We start from the raw sequence: 18,860 nt of genomic DNA, 5'->3' as shown, positions 1-18,860 counted from the left end.
GCGAGGTATCTGGGGGATGGCTCTGGATTGAAAAACGTCGAATGGATCGGCGGGACTTCTTAGTAACTGATCAAGATGGAGGAGTTTACAAAAACTGCGCCGACACGACGCAGGCACAAAGAGACTCGATCTGCCTTGAGTCAATTGCGATTTTAGAAAATAAGTTTTACTTCTCTAATGATTTTGAGGGGTGCAACTTTATGGTCATCCGTGCCCGACTAGCGGGCGAGTAACGTGCGCCCTTTCGCCGAAAGGTCTAGCATAGAAGTGTACGCGAAATGGCTCGCGACTAGACCTGAAGTGAGGAAGAAATGGCTACAAAGGCAGGGACTCTGATAGCAACAACACCCGCAATTGAGCAACACGAACGCGAAACTGTCTTTGACATCTTTCGGCGTTGGGGATACTTGCAGGCTTCGCTCGACCCTCTAGGTCAATATTTTCCCCCGGAGCCGTTTCCTACACCCGCACCTGAGGGCGAAGTCGCCAAAGAGGCGCGTGGGTACTACTGCGGAACAATCGCCGCAGAGTTTATGCATATACCGAGCCCTGAACAACGGCAGTGGCTGCAAGAGCGCATCGAGCAGGTTCCACAGACTCCCGATCAGGCACTCATTCTCACGCAGCTCATTCGTGCCGACATGTTCGAACAGGTCATTCAATCGCGATACCTTGGTACAAAGCGATTCTCCCTGGAAGGGATCACTGCACTGATTCCATTCCTCGACCGGATTCTAGCGGTGAGCGCTGGATCCGGCATTACGAAGGTCATGATTGCGATGAGCCATCGCGGTCGGCTAAACGTGATGACCAACACCATCGGTCGTTCTCCGTCGGAGATTTTCACCAAGTTTGAAGATGTCGATCCACGCAGCACTATGGGCGGTGGCGATGTGAAGTATCACGTGGGTGCGACAGGTGAATACCATTCGCCCGAGGGGAAGGTTATCTCGCTGCACCTCGCCTCGAACCCGAGCCATCTCGAAGCAGTCGATCCCGTGGTGCTCGGACGCACTCGCGCCAAGCAGGAGCGCATTGGGAAAGACGGAAACAATCAGGTGCTGCCATTGCTCATTCATGGCGACGCGGCCTTCGCCGGACAGGGTATTCTCGCCGAGACACTGAACATGGCAACGCTGCACGGTTACAATGTCGGCGGGACGATCCACGTCATCGTCAACAACCTCCTTGGATTCACTGCAATCCCTGAAGAGTCAAACTCCTCGCGATTCGCTACCGACATTGCAAAACGTCTTCCCATTCCCATCTTCCACGTCAACTCGGAAGATCCGGACGCAGTCGTGAGAGTTGCCGCAATCGCTGCCGAATATCGCGCCCGCTTCCGTTCCGACATCGTTGTCGATCTCGTTGGCTACCGCAAACACGGACACAGCGAAGTCGACGATCCAACCGTTACCCAGCCCCGTCGCTACGCAATTATCAAGGACCGTCCAGCGCTCTACCAGCTATATGCAAAGCAAATAGGTGTCGATCCCGCCGCCGAGGTGCAGAAGATTCAGCAAGAACTCCTCGATGATCAGAAAACAGCATCGGAGGCTGATCACAAACCGCAGCTAGCCCAGCTTCCCGATTATTGGGCCCCCTACAAAGGGGGTGAACTCGACCCCCAGGATGATGTGCCGACTGGTCTCTCCGCGGATCGAATCAAAGCACTCGTGACTTCGCTGACGGTATACCCAAAAGACTTTCATATTCATCCCAAGGTGCAGAAGCTCTTCGAACAGCGTCAGGAGATGGGTGCGGGCTCGCGACTCTTCGACTACGGTATGGCCGAACTCGTAGCCTTCGCTTCGCTATTGGAAGCGGGTGTTCCGGTACGCCTCAGCGGACAGGATTCGCAGCGAGGAACGTTTAATCAACGCCACGCAGTGATGGTCGATACAGAGACCGAGGTTCGCTACACCCCGCTCGCCCATCTCAGCGAGAAGCAGGGTAAGTTCGAGATCTACAACTCACTTCTCTCCGAGGCCGCCGTCCTGGGCTTCGAATATGGATTCTCTCGCGATTTCCCCGAGGCTCTCGTCCTTTGGGAGGCACAGTTCGGCGACTTCGCCAACGGTGCGCAGATCATTATGGATCAGTTCATCGCGGCCAGCGAAGCGAAGTGGGGTCTGCTCTCCGGCCTCGTCTTATTGCTACCGCATGGATATGAAGGCCAAGGCCCCGAACACTCCAGCGCGCGTATTGAACGTTACCTGCAACTCGCCGCGAATGACAACATCCAGATCTGTCAGCCATCGAACGCAGCGCAGTACTTCCATCTCCTTCGCAGGCAGGCGCTGCGGCCATGGCGAAAGCCGCTCGTTGTCTTTACTCCTAAGAGCATGCTTCGTCATCCAGACGCATCTTCCACGCTCGCGGACTTTGCCATCGAAAGATTCCAGAACGTCCTTCCGGACAACGATGTGAAAGCTCCGCGTCGACTGCTGGTCTGCAGCGGAAAGATTGGTCACAATCTCAGAGTCGAGCGCGAGAAGCGCAAGGACTTCAGCGTTGGCATCATCTTCCTGGAGCAGATGTACCCTTGGCCTGAAGAGGAGCTTCAGGCTGCTCTCGACCAACATCCCGACGCGCAAGAGATCATTTGGGTACAGGAAGAGCCCGCCAATATGGGAGCTTTTTCTTATGTGATGCCGTTGTTACGTCGGATTTCTGGTGACCGTGCCGTACTCAGTGTCAAGCGAAGCGCCAGCGCAACGCCGGCGACCGGTTCCGCAAAGGCTCATGCAATCGAAGAGAAGACCTTGATTGATCTTGCGCTTGGCTCTGCCGTCTAGCTCGATCGTTTAGGAGCCCGGGCATGGTCTCCGTTTCCGGCCGTGCCCGTCGTGGCTTGTACGAACGGCTATCTCACCTGTTTGGGTATGCAGCGAGAGACCTGTTATATCGAGTACTAGGGCGTCGTTTAGGTGGACCCTTGGGAGTCCGCGGAAGCGCCGGGTACTTGATCCGCGACTTCCCTGGCGTAGATCTGGTAGGTCGTCTTCGGTGGCTCGTCGTGCTCGTGCAGCGCACGCACGCGGGCACGGATTGTCTCGTCAGCAGCTGTAATACGTTCGCGGGAACGCAGGTAATCAAGCCACGACTCCATCAAGAAGGTCTCGTTGAGGTGCTTAGGATCGATGGCGTCACGGTAGATGCCCCAACGGATCGCACCGTCGCGGAGTCGAACACCTCGAAGCTGATGGATTGCAGAGGTGAACTCCGCGTAATTTTCGAGCGGCACGCGATATTCGATCGAGATGCGGACGGGGCCGTCAGTAGGCTCGGTGTCGATTGCAAGCTGGGGCGCCGGGTGCTTCCATTGATACGGCGTGTGGTCAGGAAGCGGGCCTTGCAGGATGTGGAATCTGCGCGCGAATGGAAAGGTGATCAGCAATCCGCATGCCGCCGTAGTCAACGCGATAGGCGTTGATGTGTGTTCTGCAATGTAACCCCAGAGAATAGCTCCGAGTGCCATGCCTCCCTGAAAGGTTGTCATGTAGGTGCCCAGGGCGCGAGCCTGAACCCATGCGGGAACGGAAAGCTGTACCGACACGTTGATTGTGGACATGGTGCTGGTCCATGCGGCGCCCGAGAGGATCAGAGTGGGGATGATGATCAGAGGGCTGCGGACGAATGCGAGTACCAACAGCACAACTACGTTGTAGAGCGTCGATGTGGCTAGAATCTGGTCTGCCGAGAATTGCTGGCGAATGCGATGAAGCGTTGTAGCAGCGACCACGGCTCCGAGGCCGAGCGAGCCGTTCAGAATGCCGTAACCGAGCGGGCCTTGTTTCAAATCACGCTTTGCGACGACTGCAAGGAGCGACCAGATCGCAGAGATGAAGAAGGTGTAGGTGAATGCGCGCACCAGCGAGGACTGAAGATCCGGCGCGTAGCGTACGTAACGCAGCCCTGAGCGAATCGAGCCAGCGATGCGTTCGGATGGCAATGCCGATTTGAACAACGGGATACGTTTCCAGTTCACCAGCACCCAAATGACTCCGGCGAACGAGAGTGCGTTGAGGGCGAAGACCGAGCCCGCGCCTGTGTGCACCCGCTGGAAGCCTGCTACCATCAGTCCGCCGAGTGCGGGACCGACGGCGCGGGCGAGGTTGTTGCTGGCGGCGTTGAGCGACACAGTGTCCGGGATCAGCTCGCGAGGCACGAGTTCCGGGACGATTGCCTGCCACGCGGGATTGTTCATCGCCGAGCCGATGTTAAGCAGGAAGGTGAAGGCCAACAGACCCCAAGGCGAGATGTAGCCGATGAAGGTGAGGATCGCGAGGATTCCCACCGACACGAGCATCCAGGTCTGCCAGAAGATGAGCAGCTTGCGGCGGTCGAAGATGTCTGCGGTTGCACCGGCGAGCAGTCCGAGCAGCAGCACCGGCAGGCTTGCTGCGGTCTGCATCAAGGCGACCAGTAGCGGCGAGGCGGTCAGCGAGGTCATCAACCATGTGCCTGCGGTGTCCTGCATCCAGGTTCCGACCGAGGAGATCGTGCTGGCGATCCAGCGATCGCGGAACAGAGGGATCGTCAGGGGAGTGAAACCGCTGCTCGACTTTTCCCCAGTGTGATCTACCGGGCCGATGTTTGGGGATTCGAGGGGCATCGTTGCGTTTTAGTTTACGGTGCTCTCGGGCAGCGTGAGCGTTTCGAAGAACGTGGTGCCAAAGATGACAAGTGGGTTAAAAAGGAAACCCACGCAGCGCGGTGGGGGCTGTTGCGTGGGTATTCCAGTAAAGCAACGAAGTGGGTGGACTTCGTTATGACTGACTCAACCCGAAGGGAGTCTTGCCACTCATTAAACATAAAGGCAAAGGAGATAGTAGTCAATAGGCATTTGAGGGGAGTGCGTGGTTGTGGCGCGCGTGTTTGACCATTTCGACCAGAACGGAACGAGTCTCTCCGGGGTTGGTGGCTTCGCGTGGGAAGGCGATGCGGGCACCCTTGATTCCAGCGGGTGTTACGGCTCGGACGTGGAAGCCTAAGCGGTCGACCGAGGTCATGGTGGCGGACTCGGCTTCGAGCTTTGCGTGAGTCCTGGTGAGAAGGATGAGCGCGTCGCTATGGTCGGCGTTCATGTGGTCCAGAATGCCCTGTGCGGCCTCGGCAAGGGGGTCAGGAGAGGCTGAGGCGTAGTCGGGGGCAGTGACCCAGCCCATGACTCCGAAGCCGCCGACGTAGTAGACGTCTACGGGATCGAGGCGGAAGAAGGCAAAGTCGTTGAAGTCGACCCAGTAGTGGCTGTTGGGATGGGCCTTGAGGTAGAGCTCACGTGCTTCTGGTTTCTCTTCGTCTGCGATCTGGTGGACGTTTCCGACCAAGGTAACGCGGGCCGCGCCGAGGACGTCGCCGTCTGCGGCCGGCTGGGTGACGAAGAGGCTGGCGCGTGGGTCTGCCTTGAGGTTCTGGGTGTGCATGGCCATGGTGCTGATGAGGAAGAGGGTGCGGCCGGCGGGGTCGAGTGCGTAGGGCATTAGGGAGCCGAAGGGGAAGCCTGGCTGCTTGCGGGAGAGGGTGGAGAGGGTTGCGACGCTGGCCAGGTGCAGCAGAGTGCGGGCGCGCTCCGCGTGGGTGGGCTCGGGGATGGGCGGCTGCGGATTGGGGTTGAACGGTGCTGCGTGCTGGTTCGACATTCGTGTGCTCGATTCCGGTTTCTGGGTGCCATGCCCTTGGGGTCCCCCCCCTATTGCCCGCGTCTAAGTTGTTTGTAATGAACTATTTACGGGTGATCGATTGTTGCAAAATCGTCATAACAAATGGGTTACGGCTAAATTCGTCCAGTCAAAGGGGTTAGGGGTACGGTTAAGCCATAGAAGCTCCGGTTTCGCCCGGAGCTTCTTCTCTGGTTCTAGTTTACAGGATCGAGGGAAACTCATGCGCAACGCGTTTGTGCAGGATTGGCGCGGGTTTTGGGCGGTTGGGGGCTTGACAGGGTTTTTGGTGGGCGCTCTACGGCGATTCTGCTCAGAATTTACATCTAGGACGCTGATGAACGAAAAGCAGAAAAGCAAATACAGGGATCCTTCCCCATTCGACTGCGCTCTGGGTCAGGATGACGACGTTACCGCTTCGCTCAAGATGACGACTTACGGTGGTTGTGACGGGCTTTTAGCGGGGGTGGGTGAAGCCGCAGTCTTTCCATAGCTTTTCCCAGCCCCAGATTTGCTCGGCTGCTTTGGGTGGGAGAGGGTAGCCGAGCTGGTGGGCTAGCATGCTGACCTGGCCTCGGTGATGTGCGTCGTGGGTGAGCATGTAGGCGAGCATGGCGGGGCCTGCGGGCCAGGGTTTGGCCCAGCCGTCTCGGTGGAAGGTTTCGATCCGGCTGGGTGATTGCAACAGTGCGCCCGCGAGCATCTCGGAGCAGCGGGCGGCGCTTTCTAGGAGAGCGGTTTGGGTTTGTTTTTGCGTGGCTGTGGTGCGGTTGAGAGTGGCGGGGAGCTTGAGGTGCGGGGCGGAGAGTCGTAGCCACTTGCGGCGAATGTTGTGGACGTGGGTGTAGATGGCGGCGATGGTGCGGCCTTTGCTGCCGGGGAGTTGGGCGCGCCATGCTGCTGGGTCGAGGTGTTCGAGGATGAGTTGATTCATCCGCTCGTTTACGGCGTAGCTTTCCACCAATACTTTGCAGAGGTCGGTGTTGGGGTCGGCCTTTGGTTGGGGCATGAGATCACTTGCGGGTGCGTCGCCTGGTATGTGTAGTTTGATGATGCGCATATGCGGGTTGAACAAAATAAAAGAGGTTCGCAGACCGTTGTTTCGGCTCGGACTACTTCCGAATTGGCGACGATACATTCACAATTCCTCACTGCGCGCCGCTTCTGGGTCGCTCTGGGCGAAACAGGTCTAGAATGTGATACATGAATGTCGGAGTCTGGCGAATGATCGCAATGGCAGCGGTACTGGCGCTGCCGACCCACTCTCAGCGGCGGCCGTTAGGCCACCTAGCCATCTTTAAAAGCGCTGCCGGTGGTTTCAGTTTTTCGTATCCCCGCGATTTTCAAATCTGCACAGCGGGGAATATGCGGCCATGCAACCGGTCCTATGCCCCCGCATGTGAGGAAGACGCGATCGCTTGCGCTGTCTATCCTGTCGGACGGTTTGAAGGCACGAATTTCGAGGCGGCCTCCTTTCAGGTGCGACAAGTTGAGGCCGAGCGGGAAGCGAACTATCACGAACCGGCAGACGAAGCGATGAGGGCCGACGTGTGCGTGACTCCGTTTCCGAGGGAGGGGGAACCAGACTTCATGATCTCAGCCCAAAATCCGCAGGAGAACATTGACGGAGTTTTGTTTGTGCATGGAATCACCGCCGGTACCGGAATGAGCCATTGGCAATCAATTAATCTATACCGCGCCTTTCACAGCAAGGAGTGTTATGAGCTAAGGCTCACTCAGTCCGGGGTAGACGCAGGTGTCTTTGATCCGCCAATGAAGACGCTCACCCGCGCACAGCAGAATGATGTGGATGAGAGCCTTACTCAGATCCTACAAAGCTTAAGGTTTCTAAGGTAGCCAGTTTTTTTGACTAGGCTAACGAGAAATTATGGAATCGATCGGCGATATTTCCTTTGGGCTAATCACCGGCTAAGCGGAAGTAGTACCGAAATGCCTGAAAAGTCACGTTGTCGGTAGTTCGCGCTGTTGTGCTGAAGGATTTGCCGCCCCTGTGTCGTTGACTGTTAGAGGCGGCAGATTAGGAGTTCGCGCTCGTAGATCATCTCGGGGGGGAGATGATCGTGGAGGGCTAGGAATAGCTCTTCGTGGCCCATGACCTCTTGTTTCCATTGGGCGCGGTCTACTGTCTGGAGGATGTCGAAGGTGGCTTTCATCTGTTCGCGGGGAATGTCGAGGCCCTTCCAGTTCATGTCGTCGAAGTGAGGGGTCCAGCCGATGGGAGTTTCTTTGCCCTGTGCACGGCCGCGGACTCGGTCGATGATCCACTTGAGGACACGCATGTTTTCGCTGTAGCCGGGCCAGAGGAAGCTGCCGTCTGGGGCTTTGCGGAACCAGTTGACGTGGAAGACGCGGGGCGTGGCGGAGAGGTTGCGCTGCATCTTGAGCCAGTGACGGAAGTAGTCGCCCATGTGGTAGCCGCAGAAGGGAAGCATGGCCATGGGGTCGCGGCGGACTTTGCCGATGGCGCCGCCGGCTGCTGCGGTGGTTTCCGAGCCCATGGTGGCGCCGATGTAGACGCCGGCAGACCAGTTGAAGGCCTGATAGACGAGGGGCATGGTGGTGGGACGGCGGCCTCCGAAGATGAAGGCGGAGATGGGGACGCCGTTGGGGTTCTCCCAGTCGGGGTCGATGGTGGGGCACTGGGCGGCGGGGGCGGTGAAGCGTCCGTTGGGATGGGCGGCGGGTTGGCCGGTTTCTTTGGAGATTGCGGGAGTCCAGCGGTTGCCGCGCCAGTCGATGAGTTCGGCGGGTGGGGTGTCGGTCATGCCCTCCCACCAGACGCCGCCCTCGGGGGTGAGGGCTACGTTGGTGAAGATGGTGTTTTTGGCGAGGGTGGCCATGGCGTTGGGGTTGGTTTTGGCGCTGGTGCCGGGGGCTACACCGAAGAAACCGTACTCGGGATTGATGGCGCGGAGCTGGCCGGTGGCGTCGGGCTTGATCCAGGCGATGTCGTCGCCGACGGTCCAGACCTTCCAGCCTTCGAAGCCGGCAGGGGGGATCATCATGGCGAAGTTGGTTTTGCCGCAGGCCGAGGGGAAGGCGGCGGCGACGTAGGTTTTTTCGGTGGTGCCGTCGGGGCGTTGGGGGGATTCGACGCCGACGATGAGCATGTGCTCGGCCATCCAGCCTTCGTCGCGGGCGATGTTGGAGGCGATGCGGAGGGCGAAGCACTTTTTGCCGAGGAGCGCGTTGCCGCCGTAGCCGCTGCCGTAGGACCAGATCTCACGGGTTTCGGGGAAGTGGACGATGTATTTTTCGTCGTTGCAGGGCCAGGGTACGTCCTGCTGGCCGGGCGCGAGGGGCGCGCCGACGGTGTGCATGCATGGGACGACGCGCTTTTCGTCCTTGTCGATTTCGGCGAAGACTGGGGCACCGATGCGGGCCATGATGCGCATGTTGACGACGGCGTAGGCGGAGTCGGTGAGCTGGACACCGATCTGCGACATGGGCGAGCCGATGGGACCCATGGAATAGGGAAGGACGTACATGGTGCGGCCGCGCATGGCTCCCTTGAAGAGGGCTTTGAGTTTTTTGCGCATGACGAAGGGATCTTCCCAGTTGTTGGTGGGGCCGGCGGTGTCCTTGGAGAGGGAGCAGATGAAGGTGCGGTCTTCGACGCGGGCGACGTCGTTGGGGGCGGAGCGGGCGAGGAAGCAGCCGGGCCAGAGTTTCTCGTTGAGTTTGGTGAAGGTGCCGGCGTGGACGAGCTGGCTGCAGAGGAAGTCGTACTCGGCCTGCGAGCCGTCGATCCAGTGGATGCGGTCGGGCTGGCAGAGGTCGGCCATCTTTTCGACCCAGCGGATGAGGTGTTTGTTGGTGGTGGGTGGGGTTGCGATTGCTGTTTCGACGGCTACGGTCTTCATAGGTTGGGGCAAATTCCTTCGGGTATAAGTCTTCGCCTTGGCGGAGGGGCTGTCAACCCTGAGGGTTGATGCGAGCCGCGTAGATGGGATTTCGAAGCGACTCACGCCTGGGAGTTTTCTGCCAATCTATTCATTTTTATGAGGATTGTTGCTTGCTGGCGAAGGTGGGATGAGTTTGATGCACACTCTGATTGCGAGCGCTGATAGACTTAAAGTTCTGCGCCGTGACTTCGCGCAACCAGTTCTCTTGAAGCGGCAGACCGCGACGAGCAAAAAAGGAAGAACAAGACAAAGTGGACCAGCAGACCAAGCAAGCTCTTAAGCATGACCAGTTCGTCGATACCACACAGCATGGCCTGGAGTGGGCCAGCGAAAACCGCCGTTCGTTGATCGTGACCAGCGCCGTTGTGCTTGCGGCGATTCTGGTGGTGGTGGCCGGGGCGCTGATTTATAACAGCCGCGCGAATCAGGCTTCCGTGGCCTTTGGCGCAGCGATGCAGGCTTACCAGACGCCGTTGGCCTCACCGGGGCAGCAGGTGCCTCCGGGTGTGAAGACGTATGCTTCGGCGACGGAGCGCGCCAAGGCCGCGAATGATCTGTTCAACGGTGTGGCGGACAAGTACGGGATGACTCCGGATGGGCGCGTTGCTCGTTACTTCGCTGGGCTGACGTATATGGAAGAGGGACAGAACGGTCCGGCCGAGAGCACGCTGAAGCAGGTGGCGAGCGGGTGGAATGGTGACCTTGCGGCACTCGCGAAGATTTCGCTGGCTCAGCTTTATAGGCAGACGGGACGGGATTCGCAGGCTGTGGATCTTTATAACGAACTGACTGCAAAGCCAACGACGACCGTGCCTGCGGGGCTGGCGCAACTGCAGCTTGCGGAGTTGTATGAGGCCCAAGGTAAGCCTGAGTTGGCGAAGAAGATTTACGCGCAGCTGAAAGATAAGGATGCCAAGGGTCCGGCGGGGACGCTGGCTGCACAGAAGCTGAATCCGGCGCCGACTGGCCCTGGTGGTCCTGGGGGCCAGTAGTCGTTTTTCGTTGGAGTGGGTGTGAATGATTTCGGGATGCGGGGTTTTCAGCCCTTGCATCCCGAATCTGTTTGGTGGGAAGTCAGCCGTGGTCTTCGTCGTGAAAGAAGGGAGTGGGGTCGCCTCCGGCTTTCACCACTATTGCGGCGTCGGTTCGCATTCTCGTCAGAATGCTCCATTGGTCGTTTACTTTTGGGGGCGCAACCCAGACGGGGAGTGATACACGGAGGTACTCGGAGAGAGCGAAGGCCTGGGGTTCATAGAGAGCGCGGAGGGTGTTGAGGCGCTTCGCTGCAGCGGGGTCGCCACAGAGCCGAACCTGATTTTCTCCCAAGGCTTCGCACAGATGGTAAAAGTCGTTGGATGGGAGGCGGTCGATGGTGGCTTGATGCTGTTTTGGTTTTAGTTTCATGAGGCCGAAGACCTCGCTGATGTCGGTAAGCGCATGGCGAGACATGACGAAGGTGAGCTGGGCCTGACGCGAGTGGGCGCCCTCGATGACCGAGATCAGCAGCGCGCAGGTGTCGAGGATTGAGACGAGTGCAGTGAGCCAACCTTGGGTGTCATGCTGCGAGCGGTAGAAGCAAAGAATGGGATAGGAGATATGCGATTCGAGAATCTCCGCCGACCAGCGTTCCCACTCTTCGAGCAGCGCGATGATTGCCTCCTCGCTGCCCGTGAAGGAGTGGCGTCGGATGAGTTCGGCGGCATTGGGTGGAGAGCCGGCTCGTGAATCGAGTAAAGCGACGCTGATCTCGCGGTGCGAAAATGCCTGATACAAAACGGGAAGATAGCCGATGACGAGAGCCACGAATCCCAGGCCCACGCCTGATTCGACGATGATGAAGGCTCGAGCGAGGGAGCTGTGGGGAACGACGTCGCCGAGGCCGAGTGTGAAGAGCGTGGTTCCGCTGACGTAGAGGTCGGTGCCGAGCTGTGCCAAGGCACTGTTGGTATGGCTGGTCATAACGTCCCCAAAAGGGGAACGCATGGAAAAGTAGAACATTCCAAAGCCGGAGATGAGAAGAACTGCCCAACAGAGAAGGAGCAAGAGGAGGGAGAGCGGGCCGTAGATGCTGTAGATCTGGTCGCGTATTTTTTTGTTGGAGGCGCGCTCGGCCATGAAGACCCAAGGCGCCCAGGTGGCGATGAAGAAGATGCGGGTGATTCGAAATCGACCTGTCGGACGCCTGGGAAGGATGATGGTCTGGAAGGCGTCGAGTGCGACGCCCCAGCAGAAGAACAAACCGGCGATGAATGCGACGATGCGCAAAGGGGATCCTTAGTTAAATTCAGGGTTCTGAGGTAAACCTTACCAGAGCTGAAGTTGCGACTTCCCTATGGGTGGAGTTGCAGTGGACCTTGTGCAAAATTTGCTCGGTGCAAGCTCGTTTATGACTTTGCATGACGTGTCGAGTCTAAAACGTCAGACAAGAATCATTAAATTTTGATTCGACAAATATGTATTTTGAGGCCTAGTCTGGTCTCACCAGATCAGTGTTGACGCGCACAACCCGAACGACCCGCACGGGAGGGCAACCATGAACATGAAGCGAGTTCTGGTGGTTGATGATGATCGTCTTGTGGCTGACACGCTCACTCTCATCTTTGAGAAGAGTGGTTTCAAAGCGAAGGCAGCTTATTCGGCGGATCAGGGCTTAGAGTGTTCGCGTGAATTTGTGCCGAACCTGCTGCTGTGCGATGTGACGATGCCGGGACGCGATGGACTTTCGCTGGTGAGTGATGTGACGCGTGAGTTGCCGGCCTGCCAGATTCTTGTTTTGACGGGGTTTTATTCCAACCTTAAAAACGTGCGGGAGCAGACGCGTAAGTTGTCGCGGCCTGTAGGCATTCTTACCAAACCGTGCCAGCCGTCGGAGCTTTTGCGTGAGGCTGCGGCGCTGTTGGCCACTGCTTAGAGAAGTGGTGCCGCATGCCTGACCTGGGCCGTACTCTCATCTTTATCGGTTTGCTGCTGGTTGTGGTCGGTGGAATCGTTCTCGGGCTGAATCGACTGAATCTGCCGGTTGGCCGGCTTCCTGGCGACCTCAATTGGCGTGGACGTGGATGGTCGGTGTCGTTTCCAATTGCCACTTCGATTGTGATTAGCGTGGTGCTTAGCTTGATTCTATGGGCTGTGGGAAGACTGCGCCGTTGATCGTCTAGTGTGCCGTGCTGCGGTGCTAGACTCAGGCAAGAATGTCCGAAAGAGAAGACAATCCGCCGACACTGGCCAGCCTGCGGGCACGGCGAGGGAAGATCCGGACGGGAAGGCGGCCAACAATCCTGAAAACGTCGCCTGGGGCGCTCTTTCAAGCGGGGCTTTTTTCTGTTTCTGAAAAGGACGTCGCGATGCCGGTCGCTACTGCGGCGGAAGATGTTATTCGCGACGAAGTGGGCGAGACCGCGGCGGGACCTGCGCCAAGAAAAGATGTGGGCAGGAACGACCCGATGACGGAGCGCCGGATCTGGAGTGTTCGTGCACTGGTCATCAATGTTCGTCAGCAGATTGAGACGACCTACTCGGATCTATGGGTCGAAGGTGAGATTTCGAACTGCCGGCCAGGGCCTTCCGGTCATATCTACTTCACGTTGAAAGATGGCGAGGCGCAGCTGCCGGTTGTGCTGTTTCGGCGACAGGCTGTCTTGCTGCGCTTCAGGCCCGCGGACGGCCTTGCGGTCCTGGTGCGGGGGCGCATCTCGGTGTATGAGAGCAGAGGGCAGCTCCAGCTGATCGCGGAGACGATGGAGCCTCGTGGGGCTGGCGCGTTGCAGATCGCGTTCGAACAACTGAAGGCGCGGCTGCTCTCGGAAGGGCTGTTCGATGCGGCTCGTAAACGCCAGTTGCCGTCGTTCCCGAAGTGCATTGGGATTGTTACTTCACCGACCGGAGCTGTGATCCGCGACATCGTCAATGTTGTTCGTCGTCGTCATGCGCGGCTTAATCTGCTGGTGTATCCGGCGACGATGCAGGGGGTGTCGAGCCCGGGATTTGTGGCTGCAGGAGTGCGGTGGTTCAATGCGAATCCTTCGCTGGCGGATGTGATTGTGATTGCGAGAGGCGGCGGGTCGATGGAAGATCTTGCCGGTTTCAATGATGAGGCGCTGGCGCGCACGATTGCGGATTCTGCAATTCCTGTGGTCTCGGCGATTGGGCACGAGACTGATTTCACGATTGCCGATTTCGTCGCGGACCTTCGCGCGCCGACGCCGTCGGCTGCCGCTGAGTTGGTGACTGCGGCACAGCATCGCATTGAAGAGCGAGTGAATGCGCTGGATGCGAGAGTGCAGCGGGCTGGAAGATTTCATCTGATGCATGCGAGACAGCGCTACGCGCGGCTTTCTGCAGAAGCGGTACTGAACCGGTTGCGAGACGCTGTTAATCGCAGGGACCAGAGGCTTGATGAGCTACGGCTTCGTCTTGATGCGGCGGTGCAGCGCAGCGTTCGTGTGCCGGGGCAGCGGTTGAATCTGGCGAGGGAGCGTCTTCGCCGGCAAGACCCTACCGTTCGTATTGCGGCTACGCATCATCGGTTGCAGGCTTCGACGCAGCGGCTGGAGCGTGCCGCAGATGAGAGTGTTGCGAGCCGGCGTACGCGTCTCGAGAAGACGTTGGCGCGGCTGAACGCGCTGTCGCCGCTGGCGGTTTTGTCTCGGGGTTATGCGCTGGTTTATCTGCAGGAAGGTGGCGCGGGCAGCACGTTGCTGCGTTCTTCCGCAGATGCGGTTGCCGGACAGACAATATTGGCGCGGCTTGCGCAGGGAACGATTGAAGCAGAGATAACGCACGCTCATTTGGACGACGTAAAAACAATGGAGACCAGTAAGTGATGAAGAAGCTCTTTGGAACCGATGGCATTCGCGCTGTCGCCGGGCAGGCGCCGTTGGATTCGACCACCGTGTACGCCATTGGACTTGCACTCGCACAGATCCTCGGAGCGAAGACGCCGAGGCCGCGTGTTTTGCTTGGCATGGATACTCGCGAATCGAGCGAATGGATTGCTGCGACGCTGACGGCTGGGCTTGATGCGGGCGGAGCTTCTGTCGAAAACGCTGGTGTGATTACGACTCCGGCGGTTGCGTTCCTGACGCACACTCATGGTTTTGCTACGGGTATTGTTATCTCTGCCTCGCATAATCCGTGGCAGGACAATGGGATTAAGTTGTTTGGGCCTGATGGCTATAAGCTTCCGGATGCTGTTGAACTCGCGATCGAAGAGGAGATCTTTCGCAAACTCGCGAGCGCGACGACGGTGTCTCGACAAACGGTCGCGCCTACCGTGAACGATGCCGATCGTGCGGAGTATGTCCGCTTTCTGCTTGCGGCTGTTCCGGGTCTTTCGCTTGATGGGAAGCGCATCGTGATTGACTGTGCCAATGGAGCTGCTTCTTCGGTGGCGCCCCAGCTGTTTTCCGACCTGGGCGGCGAGGTTTTGATTACTCATGCCAGTCCCGATGGACGCAATATCAACGAGGCTTGCGGGGCATTGCATCCGGAGATGGTTGCAGCGGAGGTGAAGACGCGTGGGGCTTCAATGGGGATCACGTTTGATGGCGATGCCGATCGCGCGTTGTTTGCCGATGAGCTTGGCCGCGTGGTCAATGGAGATGCGGTGTTGCTGCTTGCGGCGCGAGATCTGCAGAGCCGGGGGCTTTTGACGAACTCGACCGTGGTTGCGACGACGATGTCGAACATGGGGCTGGAGGCGGCGCTGAAGCGGAGCGGGATTGGGATGCTTCGTGCGGCGGTGGGGGACAAGTATGTTCTCGAGCAGATGATTGCGACGGGTGCGGCGCTGGGTGGGGAACAATCTGGCCATATTATCTTCAGTGGCCGCAGCACGACGGGGGATGGTCTGTTGACCGCGTTGCTGTTGCTGGATGTCGTGCACAGGAGCGGGAAGTCTTTGGCTGAACTGATTGCGGATCTTAAGGTTTTTCCGCAGGTGATTCTGAATGTGAAGGTGCGAGAGAAAAAGCCGTTGGAGGGGATTCCGACTGTGGCTGCTGCGATTCGTGCTGCCGAGGTAGAGCTTGCGGATTCGGGGCGAGTGGTAATTCGTTACAGCGGCACGGAGGCGCTGGCTCGGGTGATGATCGAAGCGGAATCAGAGCCGCTGATGCGGCACCACGCGGATACGATCGCAGCCGCTATTCGGACTGAAATCGGGATTTGAAGAAGCTGCATCTAACCGGCGTTGAGAGCAGCGTGAAGAAGGACTGGACGCTGATCTACTTCGTGAAATTGTAACTTTTTTCTGTTGGGTCCTCTCCTAAGGACGAGGAGATCGGCGTAGAGTAATTTTCCGGAATATCTATTTGCGCTACCGTCATCTACTGCTCAGAGGTACGCGACGAGGCGAGCCTGACCTGTAGGTTTTCAAAGGCAGTTTCTGGCGGATTTCATTAAAATTGCGGGAATGTTTGAGGTTTTTTGGGCTTCAACCTTCGATACGAGACTTGTAACAGAGATGGATAGTAGTCTTGTCTGGCGGGTACAAAGAGAGATGCGAGGAGTAAGCAGATGACGACGAAATTGACGCCGCTCAGCGAGCGGTCGGCATGGAAGGCGCTGGGAGCACACCACGAGCAGATTCAAGGTACGACGCTTAAGCAGTTATTTGCGGATGATCCGGCGCGTGGGGAGCGGTTCACGCTTGAGGCTGCGGGGATCTTTCTCGACTACTCGAAGAATCGGATTACAAACGAGACGCTGAAGCTGCTGGTTCAGCTGGCGGAGGAGTCGGGGTTGAAGGCGCGGATCGACGCGATGTTCAGCGGAGAGAAGATCAATATCACCGAGAACCGGGCCGTGCTGCATGTGGCTCTGCGTGCGCCGAAGGGTGAGAAGATCGTCGTCGATGGCGAGGACGTTGTGCCGGCGGTGCATGCTGTGCTGGACAAGATGGCGGCCTTTGCGGATCGCGTTCGGAGCGGGGCGTGGAAGGGACATACCGGCAAGCGGATCAAGAACGTGATCAACATTGGTATTGGCGGGTCCGATCTTGGGCCGGTGATGGCGTACGAGGCTTTGAAGCACTATAGCCAGCGAGATATCACGTTCCGCTTTGTCTCGAATGTCGATGGTACGGACTTTGCGGAGGCGGTTCAGGATCTGAAGGCAGATGAGACGCTGTTTCTTGTCGCTTCGAAGACGTTCACGACGCTGGAGACGATGACAAATGCTCACACGGCTCGCGACTGGTCGCTGGCGGGGTTGGGCGGCGACGAGAAGGCCGTTGCGAAGCACTTTGTCGCAATTTCTACCAATGAGAAGGAAGTTACGAAGTTCGGTATCGATACGGCGAATATGTTCGAGTTCTGGGACTGGGTCGGTGGGCGGTATTCCATGGATTCGGCGATCGGGCTGTCGACGATGCTGGCGATTGGTCCGGATAATTTTCGTGCCATGCTGGCTGGCTTTCATGAGATGGACGAACACTTCAGGACGGCTCCGTTTGCTAGCAACCTGCCGGTTCTGCTGGGTCTGCTGACGGTCTGGTATACCGATTTCTTCGATGCGCAGACGGTTGCGGTTCTGCCGTATGAGCAGTACCTGAAGCGGTTTCCAGCGTATCTGCAACAGTTGACGATGGAGAGCAACGGCAAGCATGTAACTCTTGATGGAACACATGTTGCAACGGAGACGGGACCCATCTACTGGGGCGAGCCGGGAACGAATGGGCAGCACTCGTTTTATCAGCTGATCCACCAGGGGACGCGGCTGATTCCCTGCGATTTCATTGGGTTTTACAAGACACTCAATCCGCTGGGGAAACATCATGACACGCTGATGGCGAATGTGTTTGCGCAGGCTGAGGCGCTGGCGTTCGGCAAGACGGCAGAGCAGGTAAAGGCAGAAGGGACGCCGGACTGGCTGGTTCCACATCGAGTGTTTGAGGGAAATCGTCCGTCGAATACGATTCTTGCGGATCATCTGACTCCGGAGATATTGGGCAAGTTGATTGCTCTGTACGAGCACGCGGTGTTTACGCAGGGTACGATCTGGAGTATCGACTCGTTTGATCAATGGGGCGTTGAACTCGGTAAGGTGCTGGCGCAAAAGATTATTGGGGAGCTCGAAGCCAAGACAGAACCTGCGCTTTCGCACGATACTTCTACGACGAACCTGATTCGGCGATACAGGAAGAACAAATAGGCCCAGCGGCTGCGGATGTGAAAAGACTCTGCGCCGACTTGGATGTCCAGTGAACTATTAACTATTGAAAGGGAGCGATCGATGCAACTTGGAATGATAGGTCTGGGTAGGATGGGTGCCAACATGGTGAAGCGGTTGGCTAAGAATGGGCATGAATGCGTCGTATTCGACAGATCGCAGCAGGTGGTCAACGACCTTGCGAAGGAGAAGGGGGTTACCGGAGGATCCTCGATTGGGGACTTCGTGAATAAGCTCTCGAAGCCGCGTGCGATCTGGTTAATGATTCCTGCTGGAGTGGTGGATCAGACGATCGCCGAACTGGTTCCTCATCTTGAGAAGGACGACATTCTGATCGATGGCGGGAACTCGTACTATATCGACGATATTCGGCGGTCGAAGGAGCTTGAGCCTAAGGGGATTCGCTATGTGGATGTGGGCACGAGCGGCGGAGTATGGGGTCTGGAGCGGGGATACTGCATGATGATCGGCGGACCGAAGTCGGTTGTCGAGCATCTGGATCCGATCTTCAAGACGATTGCTCCTGGGATTGGGGATATTGCTAAGACTCCGGGGCGCGAGAAGGCTGGCGGGACCGCGGAGGAGGGCTATCTGCACTGCGGGGAGACCGGCGGCGGTCACTTCGTGAAGATGGTGCATAACGGAATTGAGTATGGAATGATGGCGGCTTATGCCGAGGGCCTGGGCGTGCTGAAGGCAGCCAATATTGGCAAGCATACGGCTGAGATCGATGCGGAGACGACGCCGCTGCGTGATCCGGAGCATTATCTTTACGACTTCAATCTGCCGGATGTTGCCGAGGTCTGGCGGCGCGGGAGCGTGATTGCGTCGTGGCTGCTGGATCTGACTGCGTCTGCGTTGATTGGCGATCCGGAGCTGACGAAGTTTGGCGGCCGGGTTTCGGATTCGGGCGAAGGACGCTGGACGATCAAGGCTGCGATCGACGAAGGTGTTCCGACTCCTGTGCTGACCACGGCACTCTATACGCGGTTCAGTTCGCGAGGCGAGGCTGACTTCTCGAACAAGCTTTTATCCGCGATGCGTTTTGCCTTTGGCGGACATCTTGAGAAGCCACACGATAAATAACTTTGGAATCGAAGGA

At 57.8% G+C, this 18,860-nt stretch carries 14 protein-coding genes; 9 read left to right on the top strand and 5 right to left on the bottom strand.

Annotation, left to right across the window (positions count from 1 at the left end; translation table 11 throughout):
* The first annotated feature begins 311 nt into the window (after nt 1-311).
* Nucleotides 312-2,798 (top strand): 2-oxoglutarate dehydrogenase E1 component, encoded by a 2,487-nt coding sequence (locus RBB76_RS03250; protein ID WP_429628847.1) that lies wholly within the window; start codon nt 312-314, stop codon nt 2,796-2,798.
* Between the two features lie 128 nt (nt 2,799-2,926).
* Here RBB76_RS03250 and RBB76_RS03245 read toward each other — a convergent pair whose 3' ends face one another.
* The 3 genes from RBB76_RS03245 to RBB76_RS03235 form a co-directional block, all read right to left on the bottom strand.
* The gene (locus RBB76_RS03245; RefSeq protein WP_429628848.1) at nt 2,927-4,618 is read right to left on the bottom strand and encodes an MFS transporter; all 1,692 of its coding nucleotides are present in this window, start codon (nt 4,616-4,618) and stop codon (nt 2,927-2,929) included.
* 220 nt (nt 4,619-4,838) lie between these two features.
* Nucleotides 4,839-5,645, bottom strand: coding sequence for a HugZ family protein (locus RBB76_RS03240; protein ID WP_429628849.1), 807 nt, complete (start codon nt 5,643-5,645; stop codon nt 4,839-4,841).
* 475 nt (nt 5,646-6,120) lie between these two features.
* Entirely contained in the window at nt 6,121-6,801 is a 681-nt protein-coding gene (locus tag RBB76_RS03235) for a DinB family protein (RefSeq protein ID WP_429628850.1), read from the bottom strand.
* Between the two features lie 86 nt (nt 6,802-6,887).
* Here RBB76_RS03235 and RBB76_RS03230 point away from each other — a divergent pair, with 86 nt between their 5' ends.
* The gene (locus RBB76_RS03230; protein ID WP_429628851.1) at nt 6,888-7,520 is read left to right on the top strand and encodes a hypothetical protein; all 633 of its coding nucleotides are present in this window, start codon (nt 6,888-6,890) and stop codon (nt 7,518-7,520) included.
* A 167-nt stretch (nt 7,521-7,687) separates the two neighbouring features.
* Here RBB76_RS03230 and RBB76_RS03225 read toward each other — a convergent pair whose 3' ends face one another.
* Complete coding sequence (locus RBB76_RS03225; protein ID WP_429628852.1) at nt 7,688-9,547, bottom strand: phosphoenolpyruvate carboxykinase (GTP); 1,860 nt, start codon at nt 9,545-9,547, stop codon at nt 7,688-7,690.
* 293 nt (nt 9,548-9,840) lie between these two features.
* Here RBB76_RS03225 and RBB76_RS03220 point away from each other — a divergent pair, with 293 nt between their 5' ends.
* Nucleotides 9,841-10,581: a tetratricopeptide repeat protein gene (locus RBB76_RS03220; RefSeq protein ID WP_429628853.1), complete on the top strand. Its 741-nt coding sequence runs from the start codon at nt 9,841-9,843 to the stop codon at nt 10,579-10,581.
* 82 nt (nt 10,582-10,663) lie between these two features.
* Here the strand turns inward: RBB76_RS03220 and RBB76_RS03215 are convergent, their stop codons facing one another.
* On the bottom strand, nt 10,664-11,854 hold the full coding sequence (locus RBB76_RS03215) for a potassium channel family protein (RefSeq protein ID WP_429628855.1): 1,191 nt from the start codon (nt 11,852-11,854) through the stop codon (nt 10,664-10,666).
* A 268-nt stretch (nt 11,855-12,122) separates the two neighbouring features.
* Here RBB76_RS03215 and RBB76_RS03210 point away from each other — a divergent pair, with 268 nt between their 5' ends.
* The 6 genes from RBB76_RS03210 (at nt 12,123) to gnd (ending at nt 18,844) form a co-directional block, all read left to right on the top strand.
* Nucleotides 12,123-12,500 (top strand): response regulator, encoded by a 378-nt coding sequence (locus tag RBB76_RS03210; protein WP_429628856.1) that lies wholly within the window; start codon nt 12,123-12,125, stop codon nt 12,498-12,500.
* A gap of 14 nt (nt 12,501-12,514) precedes the next feature.
* Nucleotides 12,515-12,739, top strand: coding sequence for a DUF2905 domain-containing protein (locus RBB76_RS03205; protein ID WP_429628857.1), 225 nt, complete (start codon nt 12,515-12,517; stop codon nt 12,737-12,739).
* Between the two features lie 194 nt (nt 12,740-12,933).
* Nucleotides 12,934-14,412 (top strand): exodeoxyribonuclease VII large subunit, encoded by a 1,479-nt coding sequence (gene xseA, locus RBB76_RS03200; RefSeq protein ID WP_429628858.1) that lies wholly within the window; start codon nt 12,934-12,936, stop codon nt 14,410-14,412.
* A complete protein-coding gene (gene glmM / locus RBB76_RS03195; protein ID WP_429628859.1) occupies nt 14,412-15,758 on the top strand; it encodes a phosphoglucosamine mutase in 1,347 nt (448 codons plus the stop codon). The genes xseA and glmM overlap by 1 nt, the downstream gene beginning before the upstream one ends.
* Before the next feature lie 347 nt (nt 15,759-16,105).
* A complete protein-coding gene (pgi, locus tag RBB76_RS03190) occupies nt 16,106-17,740 on the top strand; it encodes a glucose-6-phosphate isomerase (RefSeq protein ID WP_429628860.1) in 1,635 nt (544 codons plus the stop codon).
* Between the two features lie 81 nt (nt 17,741-17,821).
* On the top strand, nt 17,822-18,844 hold the full coding sequence (gnd, locus tag RBB76_RS03185; protein ID WP_429628862.1) for a phosphogluconate dehydrogenase (NAD(+)-dependent, decarboxylating): 1,023 nt from the start codon (nt 17,822-17,824) through the stop codon (nt 18,842-18,844).
* Nucleotides 18,845-18,860 lie beyond the last annotated feature (16 nt).

The sequence above is a fragment of the Tunturiibacter psychrotolerans genome, assembly GCF_051013365.1.
GTDB lineage: Bacteria > Acidobacteriota > Terriglobia > Terriglobales > Acidobacteriaceae > Edaphobacter > Edaphobacter psychrotolerans_A.
The sequence above is the reverse complement of the archived record's forward strand: the minus strand, read 5'-3'. Positions and strand labels throughout refer to the sequence as shown.

What these genes read in the sequence shown, in the direction of transcription:
- RBB76_RS03250 (WP_429628847.1), top strand. Translation starts at nt 312, where the DNA reads ATGGCTACAAAGGCAGGGACTCTGATAGCAACAACACCCGCAATTGAG.
- RBB76_RS03245 (WP_429628848.1), bottom strand. Translation starts at nt 4,618, where the DNA reads ATGCCCCTCGAATCCCCAAACATCGGCCCGGTAGATCACACTGGGGAA.
- RBB76_RS03240 (WP_429628849.1), bottom strand. Translation starts at nt 5,645, where the DNA reads ATGTCGAACCAGCACGCAGCACCGTTCAACCCCAATCCGCAGCCGCCC.
- RBB76_RS03235 (WP_429628850.1), bottom strand. Translation starts at nt 6,801, where the DNA reads ATGTATCGTCGCCAATTCGGAAGTAGTCCGAGCCGAAACAACGGTCTG.
- RBB76_RS03230 (WP_429628851.1), top strand. Translation starts at nt 6,888, where the DNA reads ATGATCGCAATGGCAGCGGTACTGGCGCTGCCGACCCACTCTCAGCGG.
- RBB76_RS03225 (WP_429628852.1), bottom strand. Translation starts at nt 9,547, where the DNA reads ATGAAGACCGTAGCCGTCGAAACAGCAATCGCAACCCCACCCACCACC.
- RBB76_RS03210 (WP_429628856.1), top strand. Translation starts at nt 12,123, where the DNA reads ATGAACATGAAGCGAGTTCTGGTGGTTGATGATGATCGTCTTGTGGCT.
- RBB76_RS03205 (WP_429628857.1), top strand. Translation starts at nt 12,515, where the DNA reads ATGCCTGACCTGGGCCGTACTCTCATCTTTATCGGTTTGCTGCTGGTT.
- xseA (WP_429628858.1), top strand. Translation starts at nt 12,934, where the DNA reads ATGCCGGTCGCTACTGCGGCGGAAGATGTTATTCGCGACGAAGTGGGC.
- glmM (WP_429628859.1), top strand. Translation starts at nt 14,412, where the DNA reads ATGAAGAAGCTCTTTGGAACCGATGGCATTCGCGCTGTCGCCGGGCAG.
- pgi (WP_429628860.1), top strand. Translation starts at nt 16,106, where the DNA reads ATGACGACGAAATTGACGCCGCTCAGCGAGCGGTCGGCATGGAAGGCG.
- gnd (WP_429628862.1), top strand. Translation starts at nt 17,822, where the DNA reads ATGCAACTTGGAATGATAGGTCTGGGTAGGATGGGTGCCAACATGGTG.